The sequence below is a fragment of the Klebsiella sp. V115_8 genome (assembly GCF_029967715.1).
GTDB classification, from domain to species: Bacteria; Pseudomonadota; Gammaproteobacteria; order Enterobacterales; family Enterobacteriaceae; genus Klebsiella; species Klebsiella quasipneumoniae.
In genome coordinates, this window is record NZ_JASCAR010000023.1 from 113,570 (window position 1) to 134,901 (window position 21,332).

The 21,332-nt window shown below is 58.0% G+C and carries 20 protein-coding genes; 10 read left to right on the forward strand and 10 right to left on the reverse strand.

Features of this window, described 5'->3' with window-relative positions:
- Positions 1-11: 11 nt before the first annotated feature.
- Positions 12-983: a glyoxylate/hydroxypyruvate reductase GhrB gene (gene ghrB / locus QLG03_RS08105; protein WP_023291320.1), complete on the forward strand. Its 972-nt coding sequence runs from the start codon at positions 12-14 to the stop codon at positions 981-983.
- 108 nt (positions 984-1,091) lie between these two features.
- On the opposite strand, the gene QLG03_RS08110 is transcribed toward ghrB, so the two are convergent.
- Positions 1,092-1,802, reverse strand: coding sequence for a DUF3053 domain-containing protein (locus QLG03_RS08110; RefSeq protein ID WP_002921929.1), 711 nt, complete (start codon positions 1,800-1,802; stop codon positions 1,092-1,094).
- A 160-nt stretch (positions 1,803-1,962) separates the two neighbouring features.
- On the opposite strand from QLG03_RS08110, the gene QLG03_RS08115 reads away from it, so the two are divergent.
- From QLG03_RS08115 to cspA, 4 genes are all read left to right on the forward strand, one after another.
- The gene (locus QLG03_RS08115; protein WP_255989286.1) at positions 1,963-2,250 is read left to right on the forward strand and encodes a hypothetical protein; all 288 of its coding nucleotides are present in this window, start codon (positions 1,963-1,965) and stop codon (positions 2,248-2,250) included.
- Complete coding sequence (locus QLG03_RS08120; protein ID WP_023291321.1) at positions 2,243-3,598, forward strand: MFS transporter; 1,356 nt, start codon at positions 2,243-2,245, stop codon at positions 3,596-3,598. Before QLG03_RS08115 ends, QLG03_RS08120 begins: the two co-directional genes overlap by 8 nt.
- Before the next feature lie 244 nt (positions 3,599-3,842).
- The gene (locus QLG03_RS08125) at positions 3,843-4,133 is read left to right on the forward strand and encodes an HTH-type transcriptional regulator (protein WP_004205010.1); all 291 of its coding nucleotides are present in this window, start codon (positions 3,843-3,845) and stop codon (positions 4,131-4,133) included.
- Between the two features lie 252 nt (positions 4,134-4,385).
- Positions 4,386-4,598 (forward strand): RNA chaperone/antiterminator CspA, encoded by a 213-nt coding sequence (gene cspA, locus QLG03_RS08130; protein WP_000014594.1) that lies wholly within the window; start codon positions 4,386-4,388, stop codon positions 4,596-4,598.
- A gap of 98 nt (positions 4,599-4,696) precedes the next feature.
- Here the strand turns inward: cspA and QLG03_RS08135 are convergent, their stop codons facing one another.
- From QLG03_RS08135 to QLG03_RS08155, 5 genes are all read right to left on the reverse strand, one after another.
- Positions 4,697-6,316 (reverse strand): ATP-binding cassette domain-containing protein, encoded by a 1,620-nt coding sequence (locus QLG03_RS08135; RefSeq protein WP_255989288.1) that lies wholly within the window; start codon positions 6,314-6,316, stop codon positions 4,697-4,699.
- A 301-nt stretch (positions 6,317-6,617) separates the two neighbouring features.
- Complete coding sequence (locus QLG03_RS08140) at positions 6,618-6,755, reverse strand: Hok/Gef family protein (RefSeq protein WP_255989355.1); 138 nt, start codon at positions 6,753-6,755, stop codon at positions 6,618-6,620.
- Between the two features lie 341 nt (positions 6,756-7,096).
- On the reverse strand, positions 7,097-9,166 hold the full coding sequence (gene glyS, locus QLG03_RS08145) for a glycine--tRNA ligase subunit beta (RefSeq protein WP_023291325.1): 2,070 nt from the start codon (positions 9,164-9,166) through the stop codon (positions 7,097-7,099).
- A 9-nt stretch (positions 9,167-9,175) separates the two neighbouring features.
- Entirely contained in the window at positions 9,176-10,087 is a 912-nt protein-coding gene (glyQ, locus tag QLG03_RS08150) for a glycine--tRNA ligase subunit alpha (RefSeq protein WP_023291326.1), read from the reverse strand.
- Positions 10,088-10,214: 127 nt separating this feature from the next.
- On the reverse strand, positions 10,215-10,514 hold the full coding sequence (locus QLG03_RS08155; RefSeq protein WP_072096573.1) for a YsaB family lipoprotein: 300 nt from the start codon (positions 10,512-10,514) through the stop codon (positions 10,215-10,217).
- 179 nt (positions 10,515-10,693) lie between these two features.
- Here QLG03_RS08155 and QLG03_RS08160 point away from each other — a divergent pair, with 179 nt between their 5' ends.
- Positions 10,694-11,689, forward strand: a complete 996-nt coding sequence (locus QLG03_RS08160) for an acyltransferase (RefSeq protein WP_023291328.1) — start codon at positions 10,694-10,696, stop codon at positions 11,687-11,689.
- A 27-nt stretch (positions 11,690-11,716) separates the two neighbouring features.
- Here QLG03_RS08160 and yiaA read toward each other — a convergent pair whose 3' ends face one another.
- The 4 genes from yiaA to xylA all read right to left on the reverse strand — a co-directional run bounded on the left by yiaA (position 11,717) and on the right by xylA (position 15,603).
- Positions 11,717-12,160 carry an inner membrane protein YiaA gene (yiaA, locus tag QLG03_RS08165; RefSeq protein ID WP_032454340.1) on the reverse strand — a complete coding sequence of 148 codons (444 nt, stop codon included), beginning with the start codon at positions 12,158-12,160 and terminating at the stop codon, positions 11,717-11,719.
- 33 nt (positions 12,161-12,193) lie between these two features.
- Positions 12,194-12,565 (reverse strand): inner membrane protein YiaB, encoded by a 372-nt coding sequence (yiaB, locus tag QLG03_RS08170; protein ID WP_032454341.1) that lies wholly within the window; start codon positions 12,563-12,565, stop codon positions 12,194-12,196.
- 168 nt (positions 12,566-12,733) lie between these two features.
- The gene (xylB, locus tag QLG03_RS08175; RefSeq protein WP_064158055.1) at positions 12,734-14,188 is read right to left on the reverse strand and encodes a xylulokinase; all 1,455 of its coding nucleotides are present in this window, start codon (positions 14,186-14,188) and stop codon (positions 12,734-12,736) included.
- 92 nt (positions 14,189-14,280) lie between these two features.
- Entirely contained in the window at positions 14,281-15,603 is a 1,323-nt protein-coding gene (gene xylA / locus QLG03_RS08180) for a xylose isomerase (RefSeq protein WP_023291332.1), read from the reverse strand.
- Between the two features lie 496 nt (positions 15,604-16,099).
- Between xylA and xylF the strand changes: the two genes are divergently transcribed.
- From xylF to xylR, 4 genes are all read left to right on the forward strand, one after another.
- On the forward strand, positions 16,100-17,095 hold the full coding sequence (xylF, locus tag QLG03_RS08185; protein ID WP_255989294.1) for a D-xylose ABC transporter substrate-binding protein: 996 nt from the start codon (positions 16,100-16,102) through the stop codon (positions 17,093-17,095).
- Between the two features lie 64 nt (positions 17,096-17,159).
- Positions 17,160-18,701, forward strand: a complete 1,542-nt coding sequence (locus tag QLG03_RS08190) for a xylose ABC transporter ATP-binding protein (protein WP_255989296.1) — start codon at positions 17,160-17,162, stop codon at positions 18,699-18,701.
- A complete protein-coding gene (xylH, locus tag QLG03_RS08195) occupies positions 18,679-19,860 on the forward strand; it encodes a xylose ABC transporter permease XylH (RefSeq protein WP_017900029.1) in 1,182 nt (393 codons plus the stop codon). Before QLG03_RS08190 ends, xylH begins: the two co-directional genes overlap by 23 nt.
- A gap of 233 nt (positions 19,861-20,093) precedes the next feature.
- The gene (xylR, locus tag QLG03_RS08200; protein ID WP_023291336.1) at positions 20,094-21,272 is read left to right on the forward strand and encodes a D-xylose utilization transcriptional activator XylR; all 1,179 of its coding nucleotides are present in this window, start codon (positions 20,094-20,096) and stop codon (positions 21,270-21,272) included.
- Positions 21,273-21,332 lie beyond the last annotated feature (60 nt).

Here is a 21,332-nt window from a genome sequence, read left to right on the forward strand (position 1 = left end):
CGGAGATTCGCATGAAGCCGTCTGTCATTCTCTATAAAACGCTTCCCGACGACCTGCTACAGCGTCTGGAGGAGCACTTTTCCGTCACTCAGGTGAAAAACCTGCGGCCGGAGACCGTTTCGCAGCACGCTGAGGCCTTCGCCCAGGCTGAGGGCCTGCTGGGCTCCAGCGAAAAGGTTGACGCCGCGCTGCTGGAGAAGATGCCGAAGCTGCGTGCGACCTCCACCGTGTCCGTTGGCTATGACAACTTCGACGTCGAGGCGCTGAACGCCCGCCGGGTGCTGCTGATGCATACCCCGACCGTGCTGACCGAGACCGTCGCCGACACGATCATGGCGCTGGTGCTGAGCACCGCCCGCCGGGTGGTGGAAGTGGCGGAGCGCGTCAAAGCGGGCGAGTGGACGAAGAGCATTGGGCCAGACTGGTTCGGCACCGACGTACACCATAAAACCTTAGGTATCGTCGGCATGGGCCGCATCGGCATGGCGCTGGCGCAGCGCGCCCACTTCGGGTTCGGCATGCCGATCCTGTACAACGCGCGCCGCCAGCATCCGCAGGCAGAAGAGCGCTTCAACGCCCGCTATTGCGATCTCGATACCCTGCTGCAGGAAGCCGATTTTGTCTGCCTGATCCTGCCCCTGAGCGAAGAGACCCACCATCTGTTCGGTCAGGCGCAGTTCGCCAAAATGAAATCTTCCGCCATCTTTATTAACGCCGGGCGCGGCCCGGTGGTCGATGAGCAGGCGCTGATCGCCGCCCTGCAGGCGGGGGAGATTCACGCTGCCGGCCTTGATGTCTTCGAGCACGAGCCGCTGGCTAAAGATTCGCCGCTGCTGAGCCTGCCGAACGTCGTCGCGCTGCCGCATATCGGCTCCGCCACCCATGAGACGCGCTACAACATGGCGGCCTGCGCGGTGGATAACCTGATCGATGCCCTGAACGGCAAGGTCGAGAAAAACTGCGTCAATCCGCAGGTAAAATAAGCCATAAAAAAACCCGGGTAGCGGCGGCCATCGCCCTCCCCGGGTTCTTTTTGCATTCTGTCCGTCATCCAGCCCGTTCGCCGCAGCTCACGTCAGCCAGACGGGGCATTAGCGGGTGGCGTTCACCGCCGCCGTCCATGCCTGATTAAACGCCTGATGCTGCGCCGCCAGCGGCCCAATCAGCGCATTATACTGGCTGGCCTGCTGCGAGGTCGGGAACTGAATGCCGTTGGCCACAAAGCTCACCTGGGTCCCCTGCTGAGCGACAAAATCCCCCACCTGAACCAGCTGCTGGGTAAAGATCTGCGCGGCCGGGATCAGCGGCTGCAGCGCGTCGGCTGGCGCGGTGACGACCTTGGCGTATACCTGATCGAAGACCGGCTTGAGATCGTCAGCCTGCTTCAGAGCGCCATGCGCGGCATCAGCCTGCATTTTGGCATTCTGCAGCTGCTGGCTGAGCACGCCCAGCGCGCCGTTCGCCTGACGCAGCGGCTCGCGCTGGGTCATATAGTCCTGCGGAACGCGGATCGCATTGACGCTATCCACCACCGGGCGCAGACCAGCGTCCATCGCCTGGCTCACCTGCTGCGAGTAGCCGTAGATCACCGCGTAGTCAGAGACAAATGGCCCAAACTGTTTTTTCTGATCGGCGGTCAGCGTCGGCAGTCGTTCACCGCTACGCATCGCCGTATTCTGCAGGAAGTCGATAAACGCTTTGCGCTGATCGCCCTCTTTATCAAAACACCCACTCAGGCTAACCACCATTAATAAGGCCGCCATAGCCGCAAACCAGCGAGAGCAGGACTTTCCTGTCGCCATTTTTTTACTCCTTTCAGCCAAAAAAAGCGCACAAAGACACACACGTGCCAGACGCTGACAAGGATAGTCCAGCTCGGCCTCGCAGGATACCCTTTACTGCTAATCTTACGCAGGAAAAACGCCATTCCATACGCCGCTATCGCCGCCTGGCGCGTCTGTTATGCGCATCACAAATATGCGCTTTAAATCAGGCCGACGCATATCACATAACTTATTGATATTCTTTAAACAAAAAATCCATCAACCGGCGCCTCGCCCGGAAGCGGACGATAATCGCACGCTTTGGCGCGCGCCCGGATTGCCTGGTCAGCGCTTCAATGATTTGATGAATGAGCGATTAACGGCGATGCGTTCGATTATCGCACAAATCAAACTCAATGACGCGAAGGCGACGATAATAACAAACCTCTGTCCCTCGCTCAGTCTGCCAGGAAAGCCGTATGACTAAGACAACCATCGACATTCAGGCCTTTATCAACGAGCACCCCTTCACCCGCTACCAGTGGATGATCCTCGCGCTCTGCTTCATCACCGTCGCGATGGACGGGTTCGACACCGCGATCATCGGATTCATCGCCTCCGACCTGGTCCAGGAGTGGGGCGTGGAAAAATCCGCCCTCGGCCCGGTGATGAGCGCCGCGCTGGTGGGCCTGGCCGTCGGCGCGTTAACCGCGGGACCGCTGGCTGATCGTATCGGCCGCAAGAAAGTGCTGATTATGTCGATCGTGGTGTTCGGCGGATTCAGCCTGCTCACCGCCTTTGCCACCAGCCTTAACCAACTGACGCTGCTGCGCTTTCTGACCGGCCTGGGCCTTGGCGCAGCGATGCCCAATGCCGCCACGTTAATGAGCGAATATGCGCCGGAGCGCCGTCGGGCGCTGCTGGTGAACCTGATGTTTGTCGGCTTTCCGATGGGATCGTCGTTGGGCGGCTTTTTATCCGCCTGGATGATCCCGCACTATGGCTGGCAGAGCGTGCTGGTGCTGGGCGGCGTGATGCCTCTCCTGCTGGCGGTGGCTTTAATTTTCCTGCTGCCGGAGTCCGCCCGCTATCTGGTGGTGAAGCGTCAGCCGGCGCAGCGCATTGCCGCCATCCTGCGGCGTATCGCGCCGCTGCCGGAGGCGGTGGAATTTGAGCTGCGCGAAGCAGGCCAGGTGAAAGAGAAGTCGGCTATCGGCGTCATTTTCTCCCCGCGCTACGCAGTGGGTACCGTGATGCTGTGCCTGACCTACTTCATGGGTCTGCTGATCTTCTATCTCCTGACCAGCTGGCTGCCGCTGCTGATCCGTGAAACCGGCGCATCGATGAGTCAGGCCTCAATTATCACCGCTCTGTTCCCGCTCGGCGGCGGAATTGGCGTGCTGATCCTCGGCGCCCTGATGGACAAGATCAACCCCAATAAGGTAGTGGCCGTCGGCTGGCTGCTGACCGGCGTTTTCGTCTGTCTGGTCGGCTTCTCCACCAGCAGCCTGGCGCTGATGGGAGTGATGGTGTTTATCGCCGGCAGTATTATGAACGGCGCGCAGTCGTCGATGCCGGCGCTGGCGGCAGGCTTCTACCCGACGCAAGGGCGCGCCACCGGCGTCGCCTGGATGCTGGGTATCGGCCGCTTCGGCGGGATCCTCGGTGCGTTCAGCGGCGCCTTCCTGATGCAGGCCCAGCTCTCTTTTGAGACCATTTTCACTCTGCTGGCCATCCCGGCGTTCCTGTCAGCCATCGCGCTGCTGATTAAATACCGGGTCAGTAAATCAGCGCCCGTGGCGACAGAGGACGCGAGAGGTCTGCAGAAAGCCTGATCGATAAGCCGGCGGCCCGCGCCGGCTTTGCCGCTTTTTTCTTATCCGTTTACAAAAATTTTCGAAGCCACGCCATCGCGTTAGTAATCATTCTCTTAGGCCCCGTTGCCGTTTGGCTGACGGGGCCGATTCGATAACCTGCTGGCAAATAATCACGGACGTTACCATCCTTTACGCCTTTTTCTGACTATTCTTAAAGAGCTTTAGAAAAATCTCTTCCGCTGTGTGATAAAAGGAGTTCTCAATGGAATATAAAGATCCCGTGTTTGAACTGCTGAGCAGCCTGGAACACATCGTTTTTAAGGACGATAATCAGACACTTACCTCAAACCGTAAGTCCACTGTGTTTAGTGAATTTGAACAGCTGCGTAAAGGCACTGGACTTAAGATTGACGACTTCGCCAACGCCATGGGCGTGAGCGTCGCCATGGTAAGAGAGTGGGAGTCGAGACGGGTAAGACCGTCCCCCACAGAGCTGAAATTAATGCGCCTGATTCAGGCCAATCCGCAGCTTTCAAGACAGTTACTCGATTAATCCAGCGCGCAGCGGCAAGGGCCAGTAAGGGAGCTTTTGCCGCTGCGCCGTAAAAAAAAGTTTGCTATCAGGTGCTGAACGTGCGTTAATGCTCGCAGGTTTGATGTACAGACCACAGAGCAGTCGAATAGAGCAGTCCTTCTAAGGTTATCCAAAGATACCCCCGTAGTGAACTTTCCCTTTATCGCTTTAAATCTGTAGTCCAGACCGCTACGCCGCAAGGCTCACTTATTTTTTTAAAGGTAATTCACTATGTCCGGTAAAATGACTGGTATCGTAAAATGGTTCAACGCTGACAAAGGCTTCGGCTTCATCACTCCTGACGATGGCTCTAAAGACGTGTTCGTACACTTCTCTGCTATCCAGAACGATGGCTACAAATCCCTGGACGAAGGTCAGAAAGTCTCCTTCACCATCGAAAGCGGCGCTAAAGGCCCGGCAGCTGGCAACGTAACTTCTCTGTAAGTTCAAGCCGCTAAGAATCGAAAATCCCTGCCTGATGGCGGGGATTTTTTTTATCTGTCGCCAGCCGCCGCCAGCATACGATGGCGGCTGCCGGGCATTCAGCGCTGGGCAAAGCGCCAGCCCGTTTCCCCCCACGTCAGGCTGTGGGTGAGTTTCAACCCCTGCAGAAACGCCTCGTCATGCGACACCACCACCAACGCGCCGGGAAACGTCGCCAGCGCACACTCAATGGCCTGTGTCGACGCTAAATCGAGATGGTTGGTCGGCTCATCGAGCAACAGCAGCTGGGCAGGATCGCGTCGCCAGAGCACGCAGGCCAGGGCCGCTTTCAGGCGTTCGCCGCCGCTGAGCGCCGCCAGCGGCAGGTTGACCTTATCGGCGCCCAGCTGCAGCTGCGCCAGACGGGTCCGCAGCAGCCCCTCATCCAGCGGAGTATCGTCCAGGCTCAGATGCGTTATCACCGATAACGACAGATCCAGCTGCGTCAGATGTTGATCCAGATAAGCGGCGCTCACCGACAGCCGGACATCGCCTGAGGCGGCCTGCTCCAGCCCCAGCAGCGTTTTCAGCAAGGTAGTTTTGCCGCAGCCATTCGGCCCTCGCAGCGCGACGCGCATCGGACCATCCACGCGCCAGTCCAGCGGCGCAGCGGGGGAATGGGCGAGTTGCAATGCTTCCACGACCAGCACCTGCTTGCCCGCCGCCACTTCGCTGCCTGGCAGGGTGAACATCACCGGCGTATCCTCTTCCACCCGCTCTCGCGCCTGCTGCACAGCGCCATTCAGACTGCTGTTCTGTTCACGATGCTGACGGCGCAGCGTTCCCGGACGCTCTTTTGCCGCGCCTTTGTACTTCACGCGTTCGAAAGAGGCGATATTCAGGGTATCAACGGTACGCAGTGTCTGCGCCGAGCGCCGCTGGGCAGCATCATGCTCTTTTTGCATTCGCGCGCGGGTGCGTCGCCGCTCGGTCGTCGCATGGTCCAGCGCCGCGCGCGCCGCCTGCTGCTCCGCCTCGCGCTGCCGCTGATATTCGTCATAGTTGCCGCCGTAGCTGCGCAGCGCCGTCGGCGTCAGCTCGATGATCCTCGGCATCCGCGCCAGCAGTTGACGATCGTGGCTGGCGATCAAAGCTCCGCCGTGCCAGTTTTCCAGTTGCTGATAGAGCCACTCTCGCCCCTCACTGTCCAGATGGTTGGTGGGCTCATCCAGCAGCAGATAATCGGCGCCCGAGACGAAGGCGCCGCACAGCAGGGCCTTCATCCGCTCGCCGCCGCTGAGTGAAAAAGCGGGACGATCGGCAGAGAACGGCGGGAGACCGGCATCACGGAAAGCTAAACTCAGCCGATCGGGGAGATCCCAGTGGCCATCCAATAGCTCGAAATCGTCGGCCAGTCCATGACCCTGTTCAAGGCGGTACAAGGCGTCAAAGACCGGCGCATAGCCCAGCAGCGTAGCGAGGGTGGTCTCCGGCGTAAGCGTCGGCTGCTGCGCCACCCAGGCAATGGAAGCCGCGCGCTCGATATGGCCACCGGCAGGAGAATCCAGGCCCGCCAGCAGGCGCAACAGACGCGACTTACCGACGCCGTTCCGGCCGACCAGACCGCAAAGGGACGGTTCCAGCGAGACGCTGAGAGGACCAAACAGGGTCTGCCCCGTCGCAAACTGACAGGTGACCTGATGTAAAACAAAAGCGGGGATGTGGGCGCAATGAGCCATAAGCACTCCTGAATGAAATCAATACTCCCCTACCCGCAACGTCTGCGAGGTAAGGCGTGAAGTTCATCAGTCGTGTTTGTTCATTTGTAGGGCGCGCTCCAGTGAGACGAGGGATTCGTCGGGGCATAGGATAGCCACACTCCGCTATGAATTTCAAGCCCGTTTAATTCAACAATCGTTTAAAAATAAAAAGGCCTCCTGATATCAGGAGGCAAATGATTTATTTGGTGAACAATGAAAGGGTGCATTGAGAATGCCTGACACTGCAAGCATAGTGGGGATAGATCCCCGCCAGATGCTCTTACTGTTTACAATCACAGGCTAAGAATGCCACCAGCTCACTATTTCCCTGCCTGAGCTGTAATTCACATAGCGAATCACGAACCATCCAGGTCAATAATAAAACAGTGAAGCAAATCACTATTAAACCAAACAACAGATAGTTTCGCGGGACTCCTCGACTACCATGTTGATTTTAAACAAGTAAGAGGCTACGCTTATGGTGTTCATGCATTAGGGGAGCCTCACTTTGATGACTATCAGGTGGGGCTTTTCTCTGTCTGTCTCCCGCTGAATACCTGAGACACACAGTCTCAAGCACCCGCCGCCATTCTAGCGTAAATAACTTGCGGAATTATGTTTATATATTCTTAAAATATTTTTTATTGATCAATGCAAATAATGAAAACATCAATGCCTGAATTATTAGCGGTTCGACTATTTATATTTCAGGTATAAAAAAAACCTGCCCTGAGGCAGGTTTTTTTATTACCGATACGCTTACTGCAGCAGAGAAATATCCGCCACCTGCAGGAACAGTTCACGCAGTTTGGACAGCAGCGTCAGACGGTTGATGCGGACATCTTTGTCTTCGGCGTTGACCATCACGTTTTCGAAGAACTCATCCACCGGCTCGCGCAGGGCGGCCAGCTCAATCAGCGCATCCTGATAGCGGCCTGCGGCGAAGTATGGCTGCAGCTTGTCGCGCAGCACCACCAGATTGCCCGCCAGCTTAATTTCCGCCGCTTCTTTCAGCACGGAAGCGTGAACGATGTCGTTCAGCGTCTCGTCGGATTTCGCGAGGATGTTGGAGACACGTTTGTTCGCCGCCGCCAGCGCGGAGGACTCTTCCAGGGTACGGAAGTGCGATACGGCTTTCATGCGCGCATCGAAATCCGCCGGGCGGGTTGGACGACGCGCCAGTACCGCCTGGATAGTGTCGACGCCGTAGCCTTCGTCCTGATACCAGGCGCGGAAGCGGCCCAGCATAAAGTCGATCACGTCATCAACCACGTTGGCGTTGGTCAGCTTCTCACCGTACAGACGCACCGCTTCTTCGGTCAGCGTTTGCAGATCGAGGTTCAGGTTCTTCTCGACGATGATACGCAGGACGCCCAGCGCGGCGCGGCGCAGCGCAAACGGGTCTTTATCGCCTTTCGGGTGCTGGCCGATACCGAAGATACCCGCGAGGGTGTCCATCTTATCGGCAATCGCCACCGCGCAGGCCACCGGGTTAGACGGCAGCGCGTCGCCGGCAAAGCGCGGCTGATACTGTTCGTTCAGCGCCACGGCCACATCTTCCGCTTCGCCATCGTGGCGCGCGTAGTGCATCCCCATCACGCCCTGGGTGTCGGTGAACTCGAAGACCATGTTGGTCATCAGGTCGCACTTGGACAGCAGGCCCGCGCGGGTCGCGTGGTTCACGTCAGCGCCAATCTGCTCGGCAATCCAGCCCGCCAGCGCCTGAATGCGATCGGTCTTGTCGCGCAGCGTACCCAGCTGCTGCTGGAACAGCACGGTTTCCAGACGCGGCAGGTTGTCTTCCAGACGTTTTTTACGGTCGGTGTTGAAGAAGAACTCGGCGTCGGCCAGACGCGGACGGACCACCTTCTCGTTACCGGAGATGATCTGCTGCGGATCTTTCGACTCGATGTTGGCGACGAAGATAAAGTTCGGCAGCAGCTTACCGGCGTTGTCGTAAACCGGGAAGTACTTCTGGTCGCCCTTCATGGTGTAAACCAGCGCTTCAGACGGCACCGCGAGGAATTTTTCTTCGAACTTCGCCGTCAGCACCACCGGCCATTCCACCAGCGAGGTGACTTCTTCCAGCAGGCTTTCGCTCAGATCGGCTTGACCGCCAATCTTACGCGCCGCCTCTTCCGCATCGGCTTTGATTTTGGCTTTACGCTGTTCGTAATCGGCGATGACTTTACCGCGCTCCAGCAGGATCTGCGGGTACTGGTCGGCATGGTCGATGGTGAATTCCGGCTCGCCCATAAAGCGATGGCCGCGGATCACGCGATCGGACGGGATACCGAGGATAGTAGCCGGGATCACCTTGTCGCCCAGCAGCAGCGTGACGGTGTGAACCGGGCGCACGAAGTGGACGTCAGACGCGCCCCAGCGCATCAGTTTCGGGATCGGCAGCTTCGCCAGCGAGCTGGCAATCATGTTCGGCAGCAGCGCTTCGGTGCTTTCGCCCTTCACATGGGCGCGATACAGCAGCCACTCGCCTTTGTCCGTAGTCAGACGTTCGGCCTGATCGACGGTAATACCGCAGCCGCGCGCCCAGCCTTCGGCCGCTTTGCTTGGCTTGCCTTCGGCATCGAACGCCTGGGCAACGGCCGGGCCGCGTTTTTCCACTTCGCGATCGGCTTGCGCCGCCGCCAGGTTGGCCACCTTCAGCGCCAGACGACGCGGGGCGGCAAACCATTCCACTTTACCGTGCGCGAGGCCGGCGTTATCCAGCTCCGCGGTCACGTTCGCAGCAAAAGATTCCGCCAGGCTGCGCAGCGCTTTTGGTGGCAGCTCTTCAGTGCCGATTTCCACCAGAAAAGTATTCTCAGACATGGCCGCCTCTTATTTATTCTTGTTGCACATCGGGAAGCCGAGCGCTTCACGGGAAGCGTAGTACGCTTCCGCCACTGCTTTCGTCAGGGTGCGAATGCGCAGGATATAGCGCTGACGCTCGGTGACGGAGATGGCTTTACGCGCATCCAGCAGGTTGAAGCTGTGAGCCGCTTTCAGAATACGCTCGTAGGCCGGCAGCGGCAGCGGGGTCTCCAGCGCCAGCAGATGCTGGGCCTCTTTCTCATACTGCTCGAAGCAGGAGAAGAGGAAATCGACGTCGGCGTATTCGAAGTTATAGGTGGACTGCTCCACTTCGTTCTGGTGGAACACGTCGCCGTAAGTGGTTTTACCCAGCGGGCCATCGCTCCAGACCAGGTCGTAGACGCTGTCGACGCCCTGGATATACATCGCCAGACGCTCCAGGCCGTAGGTGATCTCGCCGGTCACCGGCTTACACTCCAGGCCGCCCACCTGCTGGAAGTAAGTGAACTGCGTCACTTCCATGCCGTTGAGCCACACTTCCCAACCCAGACCCCAGGCCCCCAGCGTCGGGTTTTCCCAGTTGTCTTCGACGAAGCGAATGTCGTGAATGGTCGGGTCCATACCCAGCTCTTTCAGCGACCCGAGGTACAGCTCCTGGATGTTGTCCGGAGAAGGCTTAATCACCACCTGGAACTGATAGTAATGCTGTAAACGGTTCGGGTTTTCGCCATAGCGGCCATCGGTTGGACGACGGGAAGGCTGTACGTAGGCGGTCGCCATCGGCTCCGGCCCTAACGCGCGCAGGCAGGTCATCGGGTGAGAGGTGCCGGCGCCGACTTCCATGTCCAGTGGTTGAACAATGGTGCAGCCCTGACGAGCCCAGTAATCCTGTAAGGTCAGGATCAGGCCCTGGAAGGTCCTGGTATCAAACTTTTGCATATGATTTCGTGCTGGATACGTGTGGATTTAAAGGAAGGAGTCAGTATACCCGCTGGCTGCGAGATATACAGTACGAAACGGCGTAGTTTCAGGAAAACGGACGAAATTTACGCCAGGCGGGGTCGATTCAGCGCATCGAAAGATGCATAAACTGGCCGTCGGGGTCAAAGGAACAGATGAAACGTTCATTCTTGCCGGTACGACCCGACAGCTCATAGCTCGCCTGGAATTGTTCAAGATGGTTCACGTCAACTAACTGCGTTTGCGTGTTATAGCGGATAGCGGCCTGATCCTTGCAAAGCTGCGCCATATTGAGCGTAGTTTGCGGTGTAATATGCGCGCGCTGCGCCTTTTGCGCCGGCGGGGAAACGGTCTCGCTGCAGCCCGCAAGGAGCAGCGCCAGCATTATGGAAACGACACCTTTCACCACGTTCTCCTCCACCGCCTTGTCAGCAAGTTGTTATCGCAAAGATCCAGTATTACAGGTATTTTGCGAATATCATGAAACAGCGACAAGTCTGTGATCAAAAACTCAGACTAATCTCGTGCGACACCGGGGCATAAGGCGGGTCAGACCTTATATCGCCAGTAGACTTTGAGGGACTGATGCAAGAAAAGATACACTGGATCACCAACCTGCGCGGCATTGCCTGCATGATGGTGGTGATGATCCACAGTACCAGCTGGTATATCACTCATCCGCATACGATTACCCTGCTGCAATGGGATATCGCCAATCTGCTCAATTCCGCCTCCCGCGTCAGCGTGCCGCTGTTTTTTATGATCTCGGGGTATCTGTTTTTTGGGGAACGCAGCGCCCAGCCGCGCCATTTCTGGCGGATTGGCCTGTGCATTGCGTTCTATAGCGCGCTGTCTCTGCTATATATCGCGCTGTTTACCCATATTAACGTCGAGCTGTCGTTAAAGAATTTGCTGCAGAAGCCCGTCTTCTACCACCTGTGGTTTTTCTTTGCTATCGCCGTTATCTATCTGCTCTCGCCGCTTATTCAGGTTAAATCCGTCAACGGCAAAATGCTGCTGGCGCTGATGGCGATCCTCGGCATTCTGGCCAACCCCAACATGGTTGGCGTCAAAGCCGCCGGGATTGAGTGGCTGCCGGTCAACCTCTATATCAATGGCGACACCTTTTATTACGTGCTCTACGGCGTGTTGGGCAGGGCCATTGGCACCCTGGATACCGATAAAAAATGGCTGACCCCGCTCTGCGCCGCGCTGTTCCTCGCCGCCGTGTGGGTCATCTCCCGCGGCACGCTGCATGAGCTACGCTGGCGCGGGGACTTCGGCGACACCTGGTATCTCTACTGCGGGCCGGCGGTGTTCGTTTGCGCAGTCGCCCTGCTGACGCTCGCCAAAAACTGGCTGAACGCGCGTCCCCTGCCCGGTATCGAATGTATTGCACGTCATTCTCTGGGAATTTACGGCTTCCATGCCCTGATTGTGCATGCGCTGCGCGCCAGCCATCTGGAACTGAGCCGCTGGCCGCTGCTGGATATTGTGTGGATTTTCAGCGCCGCCCTGCTCGGCAGCCTGCTGCTGTCCGGCCTGGTGCAGCGGGTTGATAGCCGGCGGCTGGTCAGTTAACGACCTGCCGCCGAGAGCGGGCCTGACTCACAGTTCAGGCCCCTCTTCCGGCACGCTGAGAGGCTCTCTTACACGGGTCGGGTCCCAGGCATCACGCACGTTTTTCTGCACCGCAACGGCGCCAAACAGGCTCAAAAAGTACGCCAGTCCATAGAACCCTTTCTCGCTGAGCAGCAGACTGGCGTTCCACAACCCGATAACCAGCAGGCCAACGGCGATGACGAAGGCCACCAGACAGGTGGTGTAGTACAGCGCGGTGGTCGGAATGGCTTCATATTTATCGCGCACCGTCTTCTGATAAGACGCTGCGGCAAACAGCCCCAGCACCAGGACAGCAAAATAATAGCCTTTTTCATTCAACTGCATATCCGCATTCCACAGGCCTACCAGATAGGTGGCGATGCCGCCGATCAGGGCAATCCAGGAGATTAAATGAAAGGCCGGAGAATACGTCGCGTGCTTGTTTTCCATTACTTTTACCTCTTACGCGCCCACGGATGGCGCTTATTCCGTTTTTTGCATCGCGCAGGCGACGCGGATCCGTTCGGGGGTTGCCGATGCGCCATATAAGCAGACAAACCATGCCGCGATATAGACGGCTTTTTCATGCCAGCCTGCCGGCACATACCAGGCGCCCACCAGCAGCAGGCCGACCGATAGCAGCAGCACCAACCGGCATAAGGCAATAAAACCGTCGTCCTGTTCCTGCCACCGTCTGGCGCGCTGATGGGCGAGGACGGCAAACATCCCCATCACCAGTACGCCGAGAAAATAACCTTTACCGCTAAACAACGGGCAGGTTCGCCAGATACCGAGCAGATAAACCAGCGATCCTGCTGCCATCATCACCCTGGCAATATTGCGTTTTGTGTTCATCTCACCTCCCTGGTCGACAGGGGCTGATTATGACCGACTCCCCCGGCGATGCCTCAGGTTACGCACGGCCAAACGGAGATTTCGGAATAAACAAATACGCTTTTTTGGATGGATGTAGCCGGGACATTCAGGGAAGTAATCCGCCCGGCGCTGCCGGACGGACTGAGGCTATGACATCAGCGGTTTCAGCTGCTGATAAATCTGGCGGAAGGTTTCTCGCTGTGGCGCATAGTGGGCCACTCGGCGATCGTCCGGGCGATGCGCTTGCTCAAGCGGCAGCGGCGACAACAGCCCGGCGCGGTCGGCTTCGCCGTGCACCGCTAGCTGCGCCAGCCTGGCCGCCCCCAGCGCCGGGCCGACGTCGCCCCCGGTACGGTAATCGAGCTGCTGGCCGCTGATATCCGCCAGCATTTGTCGCCAGTAAGCGCTACGCGCCCCGCCGCCGATAAGGGTGATGCTCTGCGGCTTGATGCCGCAGGCGTGAACCACGTCCATGCCGTCCGCCAGCGCATAGCCCACCCCCTCCAGCACCGCCCGCGCCAGCTCTGCCGGCCCATGCTGATGCGTCAGGCCGAAGAAGACGCCCTTGGCCTGCGGGTTGTTGTGCGGCGTGCGTTCGCCCGACAGATAGGGCAGGAACCACACCGGACCAGCGCTCTCGTCGGCTGACTGCGCCGCCGCAATCAGCGCCGGCACGCTGGCGAGACCGGTTAATTTCGCCGCCCAGTCCAGACAGGAAGCCGCGCTGAGCATCACCGACATCAGATGCCAGCGGCCCGGCAGCGCATGGCAAAAGCTATGCACTGCGCTTTCAGGCTTGCTGAGGAACCCTTCGCTGACCGCGAAATACACACCTGAAGTGCCCAGCGACAGCATCGCCTGACCGGCATCGGCCATGCCGACCCCGACCGCGCCGGCGGCGTTGTCGCCGCCGCCCCCCACCACCAGCGCCTGTGGCATATTCCACGCCTGCGCCACCTCCGGACGCAGCTGCCCGGTGACGTCGCTGCCTTCAAACAGCGCCGGCATCGCGTCCCGGCTGAGATCGCAGGCGGCGAGCATCTCATCGCTCCAGTCGCGTCGGGCGACATCCATCCACAGGGTACCGGCGGCGTCAGACATATCGCTGGCAAGCTCGCCGGTCATCCGCAGACGCAGATAATCCTTCGGCAACAGCACTTTATCGACCTGGCTGAACACCGCCGCCTCGTGGCGCTGCACCCACAAGAGCTTCGGCGCCGTAAAGCCCGGCATCATCAGGTTGCCGGTGATCTGCCGGGAAGCGCTGACTTTTTCCTCCAGCAGCTGGCACTCTTCGCCGCAGCGACCGTCATTCCATAAAATGGCAGGACGCAGCACCCGTAGCGATTTATCCAGCAGGGTGGCGCCGTGCATCTGCCCGGCGATCCCCAGCGCCTTCACGTCGCGCAGACTATGCTGCGCGCCCAGGGCTTTCATCGCCGTGTCCGTAGCCTGCCACCACTGCTCGGGATCTTGTTCCGACCACAGCGGATGCGGACGCGAGACGGTGAGTTTTTCGGTATGCGATGCCACCACATCACCCTGCTCATTGAGCAGAATGGCTTTGACGCCCGATGTCCCCAGATCGATGCCGATATACATACTACCTCTCCTTAAACGCGCGCCACGGCTGAGCGTGGCGCGAACAGAGCATCCTGGTGGCGGTCCCGGTCACGCCGGGCGCCGCCGCATGATTACTTGTCAAACAGATAATGGTTGACCAGGTTTTCCAGTTGTTCCTGCTGGCCGCTGCGATGCTGCGGCGCCAGCTGATGCTGAGCGGCGTACTGGGCAATGTCGCTGAGGGTCATCTGCCCGTTAAGGATCTGCTGCCCCAGCTCGCCGTTCCAGCCGGCGTAGCGTTTGGCCACGCGTTTATCCAGCTCACCGTCTTCGATCATCCGCGCCGCGACCTTCAGCGACAGCGCCATGGTATCCATCGCGCCGATATGGCCGTAGAACAGATCGTATTTGTCGGTGCTCTGACGGCGCACTTTCGCATCAAAATTGAGGCCGCCGGTGGTGAAGCCGCCGGCTTTGAGAATTTCATACATCACCAGCGCGTTCTCTTCGACGCTGTTCGGGAACTGGTCGGTATCCCAGCCCAGCTGCGGATCGCCGCGGTTGGCGTCGACGGAACCGAACAGCCCCAGCGCGATGGCCGTCGCGATCTCATGATGGAACGAGTGGCCGGCAAGGGTCGCATGGTTGGCTTCAATGTTCAGTTTAATCTCTTTTTCCAGACCAAACTGCTTGAGGAAGCCGTAAACGGTAGAGGCATCATAATCATACTGATGCTTGGTAGGCTCCTGCGGTTTGGGCTCAATCAGCAGCGTGCCTTTAAAGCCGATTTTATGCTTATGCTCCACCACCAGCTGCATAAAGCGGCCTATCTGTTCACGCTCCTGGCGCAGGTCGGTATTCAGCAGGGTTTCATAGCCCTCGCGACCGCCCCACAGGACATAGTTTTCGCCGCCCAGCTGATGGGTGGCATTCATGGCGGTAACCACCTGGGTGGCCGCCCAGCTAAACACTTCCGGGTCCGGGTTGGTGGCCGCGCCGGCGCCGTAGCGCGGGTTGGTGAAGCAGTTTGCGGTCCCCCACAGGAGCTTGACGCCGCTCTGCTGCTGCTTCTCCGCCAGCACCTCGACCATCCGGGCGAAGTTATTGCTGTACTCCTTGAGCGAACTCCCTTCCGGCGAGACGTCAACGTCGTGGAAGCAGTAGTAAGGCACGTTGAGTTTATGGAAAAATTCGAACGCCACATCGGCTTTGCGTTTGGCCATCTCCAGGGCGTCGCCAGGCTGCTGCCATGGGCGGTCGAAGGAGCCCACGCCAAACATATCGGCGCCATTCCAGCAGAAGGTGTGCCAGTAACAGGCCGCAAAACGCAGATGATCTTCCATCCGTTTGCCCAGCACCAGTTCATCCGGGTTGTAATGACGGAAAGCCAGCGGGTTAGCGGATTTCGGGCCTTCGTAACGAACGCGATCGAGTTGATCGAAATAGGTCTGCATAGAGAACTCCATATTCAGAGATGCGGCGAATAACCAATCAGGTACCCTAAATAATTCGAGTTGCAGGAAGGCGGCAGGAGCGCGAGTCCCCGATAACCAGGGGGCGAAGCAACGAATGTCACCAACACACCTACAACTTGAAGTATGACGGGTTTAAGCCAATATAGAATTTCGCTTTCATTTTCCTCAATTACGTTATTTCACACCGCCATTGAGAGAATCCACAAACGTGCGCCAGCTCGCAAAAAATAATATCGGCGCGTTCTTCTGCAGTCCTGTCAGAGAGGTCCAGTGCAATAATAAGAGTGTGCATGAATAAAATACGATCGCCGTCATAATTTGCGCATTAAACGAAATTTCATAACTGCAAAATAAGAACCGGTAATTGCCAGCCCTGCTTTCCGCGTTAAGAATCTGTAACGTATCCGCAACCTCATGTGTCAAACATTATTTTTCCGTTCGTCTTACCTACCCTTACAAAAAAGGTATCGTTATTATGAAGATAAAGAACCTTTGCCTTACGCTTTGCGCCAGCTCCCTCCTGCTCGCCAGCATGGCGGGGATGGCGAAAGAAGTGAAGATTGGCATGGCCATCGACGATCTGCGTCTGGAACGCTGGCAGAAAGACCGCGATATTTTCGTCAATAAAGCGGAATCCTTAGGCGCCAAAGTTTTTGTCCAGTCCGCCAATGGCAATGAAGAAACGCAGATGTCGCAAATTGAAAACATGATCAACCGCGGCGTCGATGTCTTAGTCATTATTCCTTATAACGGTCAGGTGCTCAGTAACGTTATTAAAGAGGCTAAGCAGGAAGGTATTAAAGTGCTGGCCTATGATCGCATGATTAATAATGCCGATATTGATTTCTATATTTCTTTCGACAATGAAAAAGTCGGCGAAATGCAGGCGCAAACCCTGGTCGACAAAGTGCCGCAGGGTAATTATTTTCTGATGGGCGGCTCGCCGGTGGATAATAACGCCAAGCTGTTCCGCGCCGGCCAGATGAAGATCCTCAAGCCGTATGTCGATGAGGGCAAAATTAAGATTGTCGGCGATCAGTGGGTTGACGGTTGGCTGCCGGAAAACGCGCTGAAAATAATGGAAAACGCGCTGACGGCGAATAATAACAAAATCGATGCCGTGGTGGCCTCCAATGACGCAACCGCCGGCGGCGCCATCCAGGCCTTAACCGCCCAGGGGCTGGCAGGCAAAGTGGCGATCTCCGGTCAGGATGCTGACCTGGCGGGCGTGAAGCGCATTATTTCCGGTACCCAGACGATGACCGTCTATAAACCGATTACCACCCTGGCCACCAACGCCGCCGAAATCGCCGTTGAGCTGGGCAACGATAAGCAGCCGAAGTCTGACACCACGCTAAATAACGGCTTAAAAGATGTCCCTTCGCGCCTGTTAACGCCAATTGAAGTGAATAAAGAGAATATCGACGCCACGGTGATTAAAGACGGTTTCCATAAAAAGAGTGAACTGTAATGGCTGACGCCCCGCTACGGGGCGTCATTTTCATCCCGCCGGATATCACTTTTGCGGAGTCTTTATGGCCTGGCTACTCGAAATGAAGAACATCACCAAAACCTTCGGCGCCGTTAAGGCCGTGGATAATGTCAGCCTGCGCCTGAACGCTGGCGAGGTGGTCTCGTTATGCGGTGAAAATGGTTCGGGAAAATCGACGCTGATGAAGGTGCTGTGCGGTATCTATCCGCACGGAAGCTATGAGGGCGAGATTATTTTTGCCGGCGAAACGCTGCAGGCAAACCATATTCGCGATACCGAACGCAAAGGCATCGCCATTATTCATCAGGAGCTGGCGCTGGTGAAACATCTCACCGTGCTGGAGAACATTTTCCTCGGCGCCGAAATATCCCGCCACGGCCTGCTGGATTATGAAACCATGACGCTGCGCTGCCAGAAGCTGCTGGCGCAGGTCAATCTGCCCATTTCGCCCGACACCCGCGTCGGCGACCTCGGCCTCGGTCAGCAGCAGCTGGTGGAGATCGCCAAGGCGCTGAATAAACAGGTGCGCCTGCTGATCCTCGACGAACCAACCGCCTCCTTAACCGAACAAGAGACCGCGACGCTGCTGGCGATCGTTCGCGATCTGCAAAACCACGATATCGCCTGCATCTATATTTCGCACAAGCTCAATGAGGTCAAAGCGATCTCCGATACGATCTGCGTGATCCGCGATGGCCAGCATATCGGCACCCGCGACGCCAGCGGCATGAGCGAAGACGACATCATCACCATGATGGTTGGGCGGGAGCTCACCGCGCTCTATCCCAGCGAACCGCACGCCCACGGCGAGGAGATCCTGCGGGTCGAACATTTAACCGCCTGGCACCCGGTAAACCGTCATATTAAACGGGTCAATGACGTCTCGTTTTCCCTGCATCGCGGGGAGATCCTCGGCATCGCAGGGCTGGTCGGCGCCGGACGGACCGAGGCGGTGCAGTGCCTGTTCGGCGTCTGGCCGGGGCGCTGGCAGGGGGAGATCTTCATTGATAGCCAGCCGGTCAGCATCACTAACTGTCAGCAGGCCATTGGCCACGGCATCGCCATGGTGCCGGAAGACCGCAAAAAAGACGGCATCGTGCCGGTGATGGCGGTGGGTAAGAACATTACCCTGGCGGCGCTCAGCCAGTTCACCGGCGCGATGAGCAGCCTGGACGACGCCGCCGAGCAGCACTGTATTGAGCAGTCCATTCAGCGATTGAAAATTAAAACCTCCTCGCCGGAGCTGGCGATTGGCCGCCTGAGCGGCGGCAACCAGCAAAAGGCGATTCTGGCCCGCTGTCTGCTGCTGAATCCACGCATTCTGATCCTCGACGAACCCACCCGCGGCATCGATATCGGGGCGAAGTATGAAATTTATAAACTGATTAACCAGCTGGTGCAGCAGGGCATCGCGGTCATTGTCATTTCATCCGAACTGCCCGAGGTGCTTGGTCTTAGCGATCGGGTGCTGGTCATGCACGAAGGCAGGCTAAAAGCCAATTTGGTTAATCAACATCTGACCCAGGAACAGGTGATGGAAGCCGCGCTGAGGAGCGAACGCCATGTCGAAGAACACGTCGTCTGAAATCAAACTTACCCCAACCGCCCCCACCGCCCTGCCGGCGCTGAAGGGGCTGAACCTCCAGGTCTTCGTGATGATCGCCGCGATCGTCGTCATTATGCTGTTTTTCACCTGGGTTACCGATGGCGCCTACCTGAGCGCGCGCAATATCTCCAACCTGCTGCGCCAGACGGCCATCACCGGCATCCTCGCCGTCGGCATGGTGTTTGTGATTATTTCGGCAGAAATCGACCTCTCCGTCGGCTCGATGATGGGGCTGTTGGGCGGCGCCGCGGCGATCTTTGACGTCTGGCTCGGCTGGCCGCTGCCGCTCACCATTCTGGTGACGCTGGTGATGGGGCTGCTGCTCGGCGCGTGGAACGGATGGTGGGTGGCCTATCGCAAGGTCCCCTCGTTTATCGTCACCCTCGCCGGGATGCTGGCGTTTCGCGGCATTCTGATCGGCATCACCAACGGGACCACCGTCTCGCCCACCAGCCCGGCGATGGCGCAGATCGGCCAAAGCTACCTGCCAGATGGCATTGGCTTTGGCATCGGCGTTGTCGGCATGGCGGCGTTCATTATCTGGCAGTGGCGCGGACGAATGCGCCGTCAGGCGTTAGGTCTGGCGACCGCGTCCTCCACCGCGGCCGTTGGCCGCCAGGCCATTACCGCGGTGATTGTGCTGGGCGCAATCTGGCTGCTCAATGACTATCGCGGCGTGCCGACGCCGGTACTGATCCTCGCCGCCCTGCTGCTGGCAGGCCTGTTCATGGCCACTCGCACCGCCTTTGGCCGCCGCATCTACGCCATCGGCGGCAACCTGGAGGCGGCACGCCTGTCCGGGATTAACGTCGAGCGTACCAAGCTGGCGGTGTTTGCCATTAACGGCCTGATGGTCGCCATTGCCGGACTGATCCTCAGCTCGCGCCTTGGCGCGGGCTCCCCCTCGGCGGGCAACATCGCCGAACTGGACGCCATCGCCGCCTGCGTCATCGGCGGTACCAGCCTGGCGGGCGGTATCGGCAGTGTCGCCGGGGCAGTAATGGGGGCGTTTATTATGTCGGCCCTGGATAACGGCATGAGCATGATGGACGTTGCCACCTTCTGGCAATATATCGTCAAAGGCGCCATTTTGCTGCTGGCGGTGTGGATGGACTCCGCCACCAAGCGGCGCGCGTAAGGAAGCGCTCTCTGAAGAATGTCTGAATTCTTTGCGCTACCACCAAACTTCGCCATAAGGCGCTTGAAATATCTCGGGCATTAGCCGGTAGTGTATACCCAACAGCATTCGGGTTGCAGACGGCGCATCCCAGCCGCGTATCGCGTACGTGGCTGGGGTGAATGAGAAAGCCAGGCCATCGGCAACATCATGAATGAAGGGGTATGACCGGGGTTAGAGCAGGAACATCATCTATGTTTGAAAAGCGTCACCGTATTACGCTGTTATTTAACGCCAACAAAGCTTATGACCGCCAGGTGGTTGAGGGTGTCGGCGAGTATCTGCAGGCCTCTCAGCTGGAGTGGGATATCTTTATTGAAGAGGATTTTCGGGCACGAATCGAAAACATCAAAGAGTGGCTAGGCGATGGCGTTATCGCCGACTATGACGATCCCGAAATCGAAAAGCTACTGGCCGATGTCAACGTCCCCATCGTCGGCGTCGGCGGCTCTTATCATCAGCCAGAGCAGTACCCGCCGGTCCACTATATCGCCACGGACAACACCGCGCTGGTGGAAAGCGCCTTTCTTCATCTGAAGGAAAAAGGAGTACACCGCTTCGCGTTTTACGGACTGCCCACCTCCAGCGGTAAACGCTGGGCGGTAGAGCGCGAGTATGCCTTCTGCCAGCTGGTGGCGAAGGAGAAGTACCGCGGCGTGGTCTACCAGGGGCTGGAGACGGCGCCGGAAAACTGGCAGCACGCGCAAAACCGGCTCGCCGACTGGCTGCAAACGCTGCCGCCGCAAACCGGCATTATCGCCGTCACCGACGCGCGCGCCCGCCACGTCCTGCAGGCCTGCGAGCTGCTGCATATCCCGGTGCCCGAGAAACTGTGCGTTATTGGCATCGATAATGAGGAGCTGACCCGCTACCTCTCGCGCGTCGCCCTCTCCTCCGTCGCCCAGGGCACCCGCCAGATGGGTTATCAGGCGGCAAAATTGCTCCACCGGCTGCTGAATAACGAGGCGCTCCCGCTGCAGCGCCAGCTGATCCCGCCGATGCGCGTCGTTGAACGACGTTCCACCGACTACCGGTCGTTAAACGATCCTTCCGTGATTCAGGCGATGCATTACATTCGCAACAATGCCTGCAAAGGCATCAAGGTGGAGCAGGTGCTCGACGCCGTCGGCATTTCACGCTCCAACCTGGAGAAACGCTTTAAAGAGGAGGTCGGAGAGACCATCCACACGGTGATCCACAGCGAGAAACTGGAAAAGGCGCGCAGCCTGCTGGTGTCCACCAGCCTGTCGATCAATGAAATTTCACAGATGTGCGGCTACCCGTCGCTGCAATATTTCTATTCGGTGTTTAAGAAAGAGTACGACGTGACGCCGAAGGAGTACCGTGACCGGCACAGCGAAGTCATGATGTAGAGAGCAAAGAAAAATGCCCGGGCTTGCGCGCCGGGCATGAATAATCACGTAGATAAGCAC

What these genes read in the sequence shown, in the direction of transcription:
- cspA (WP_000014594.1), top strand. Translation starts at nt 4,386, where the DNA reads ATGTCCGGTAAAATGACTGGTATCGTAAAATGGTTCAACGCTGACAAA.
- glyQ (WP_023291326.1), bottom strand. Translation starts at nt 10,087, where the DNA reads ATGCAAAAGTTTGATACCAGGACCTTCCAGGGCCTGATCCTGACCTTA.
- yiaB (WP_032454341.1), bottom strand. Translation starts at nt 12,565, where the DNA reads ATGAACACAAAACGCAATATTGCCAGGGTGATGATGGCAGCAGGATCG.
- QLG03_RS08160 (WP_023291328.1), top strand. Translation starts at nt 10,694, where the DNA reads ATGCAAGAAAAGATACACTGGATCACCAACCTGCGCGGCATTGCCTGC.
- QLG03_RS08110 (WP_002921929.1), bottom strand. Translation starts at nt 1,802, where the DNA reads ATGGCGACAGGAAAGTCCTGCTCTCGCTGGTTTGCGGCTATGGCGGCC.
- xylB (WP_064158055.1), bottom strand. Translation starts at nt 14,188, where the DNA reads ATGTATATCGGCATCGATCTGGGGACATCGGGCGTCAAAGCCATTCTG.
- yiaA (WP_032454340.1), bottom strand. Translation starts at nt 12,160, where the DNA reads ATGGAAAACAAGCACGCGACGTATTCTCCGGCCTTTCATTTAATCTCC.
- QLG03_RS08190 (WP_255989296.1), top strand. Translation starts at nt 17,160, where the DNA reads ATGGCCTGGCTACTCGAAATGAAGAACATCACCAAAACCTTCGGCGCC.
- xylR (WP_023291336.1), top strand. Translation starts at nt 20,094, where the DNA reads ATGTTTGAAAAGCGTCACCGTATTACGCTGTTATTTAACGCCAACAAA.
- QLG03_RS08120 (WP_023291321.1), top strand. Translation starts at nt 2,243, where the DNA reads ATGACTAAGACAACCATCGACATTCAGGCCTTTATCAACGAGCACCCC.
- QLG03_RS08125 (WP_004205010.1), top strand. Translation starts at nt 3,843, where the DNA reads ATGGAATATAAAGATCCCGTGTTTGAACTGCTGAGCAGCCTGGAACAC.
- xylA (WP_023291332.1), bottom strand. Translation starts at nt 15,603, where the DNA reads ATGCAGACCTATTTCGATCAACTCGATCGCGTTCGTTACGAAGGCCCG.
- xylH (WP_017900029.1), top strand. Translation starts at nt 18,679, where the DNA reads ATGTCGAAGAACACGTCGTCTGAAATCAAACTTACCCCAACCGCCCCC.
- ghrB (WP_023291320.1), top strand. Translation starts at nt 12, where the DNA reads ATGAAGCCGTCTGTCATTCTCTATAAAACGCTTCCCGACGACCTGCTA.
- QLG03_RS08115 (WP_255989286.1), top strand. Translation starts at nt 1,963, where the DNA reads ATGCGCATCACAAATATGCGCTTTAAATCAGGCCGACGCATATCACAT.
- QLG03_RS08135 (WP_255989288.1), bottom strand. Translation starts at nt 6,316, where the DNA reads ATGGCTCATTGCGCCCACATCCCCGCTTTTGTTTTACATCAGGTCACC.
- xylF (WP_255989294.1), top strand. Translation starts at nt 16,100, where the DNA reads ATGAAGATAAAGAACCTTTGCCTTACGCTTTGCGCCAGCTCCCTCCTG.
- glyS (WP_023291325.1), bottom strand. Translation starts at nt 9,166, where the DNA reads ATGTCTGAGAATACTTTTCTGGTGGAAATCGGCACTGAAGAGCTGCCA.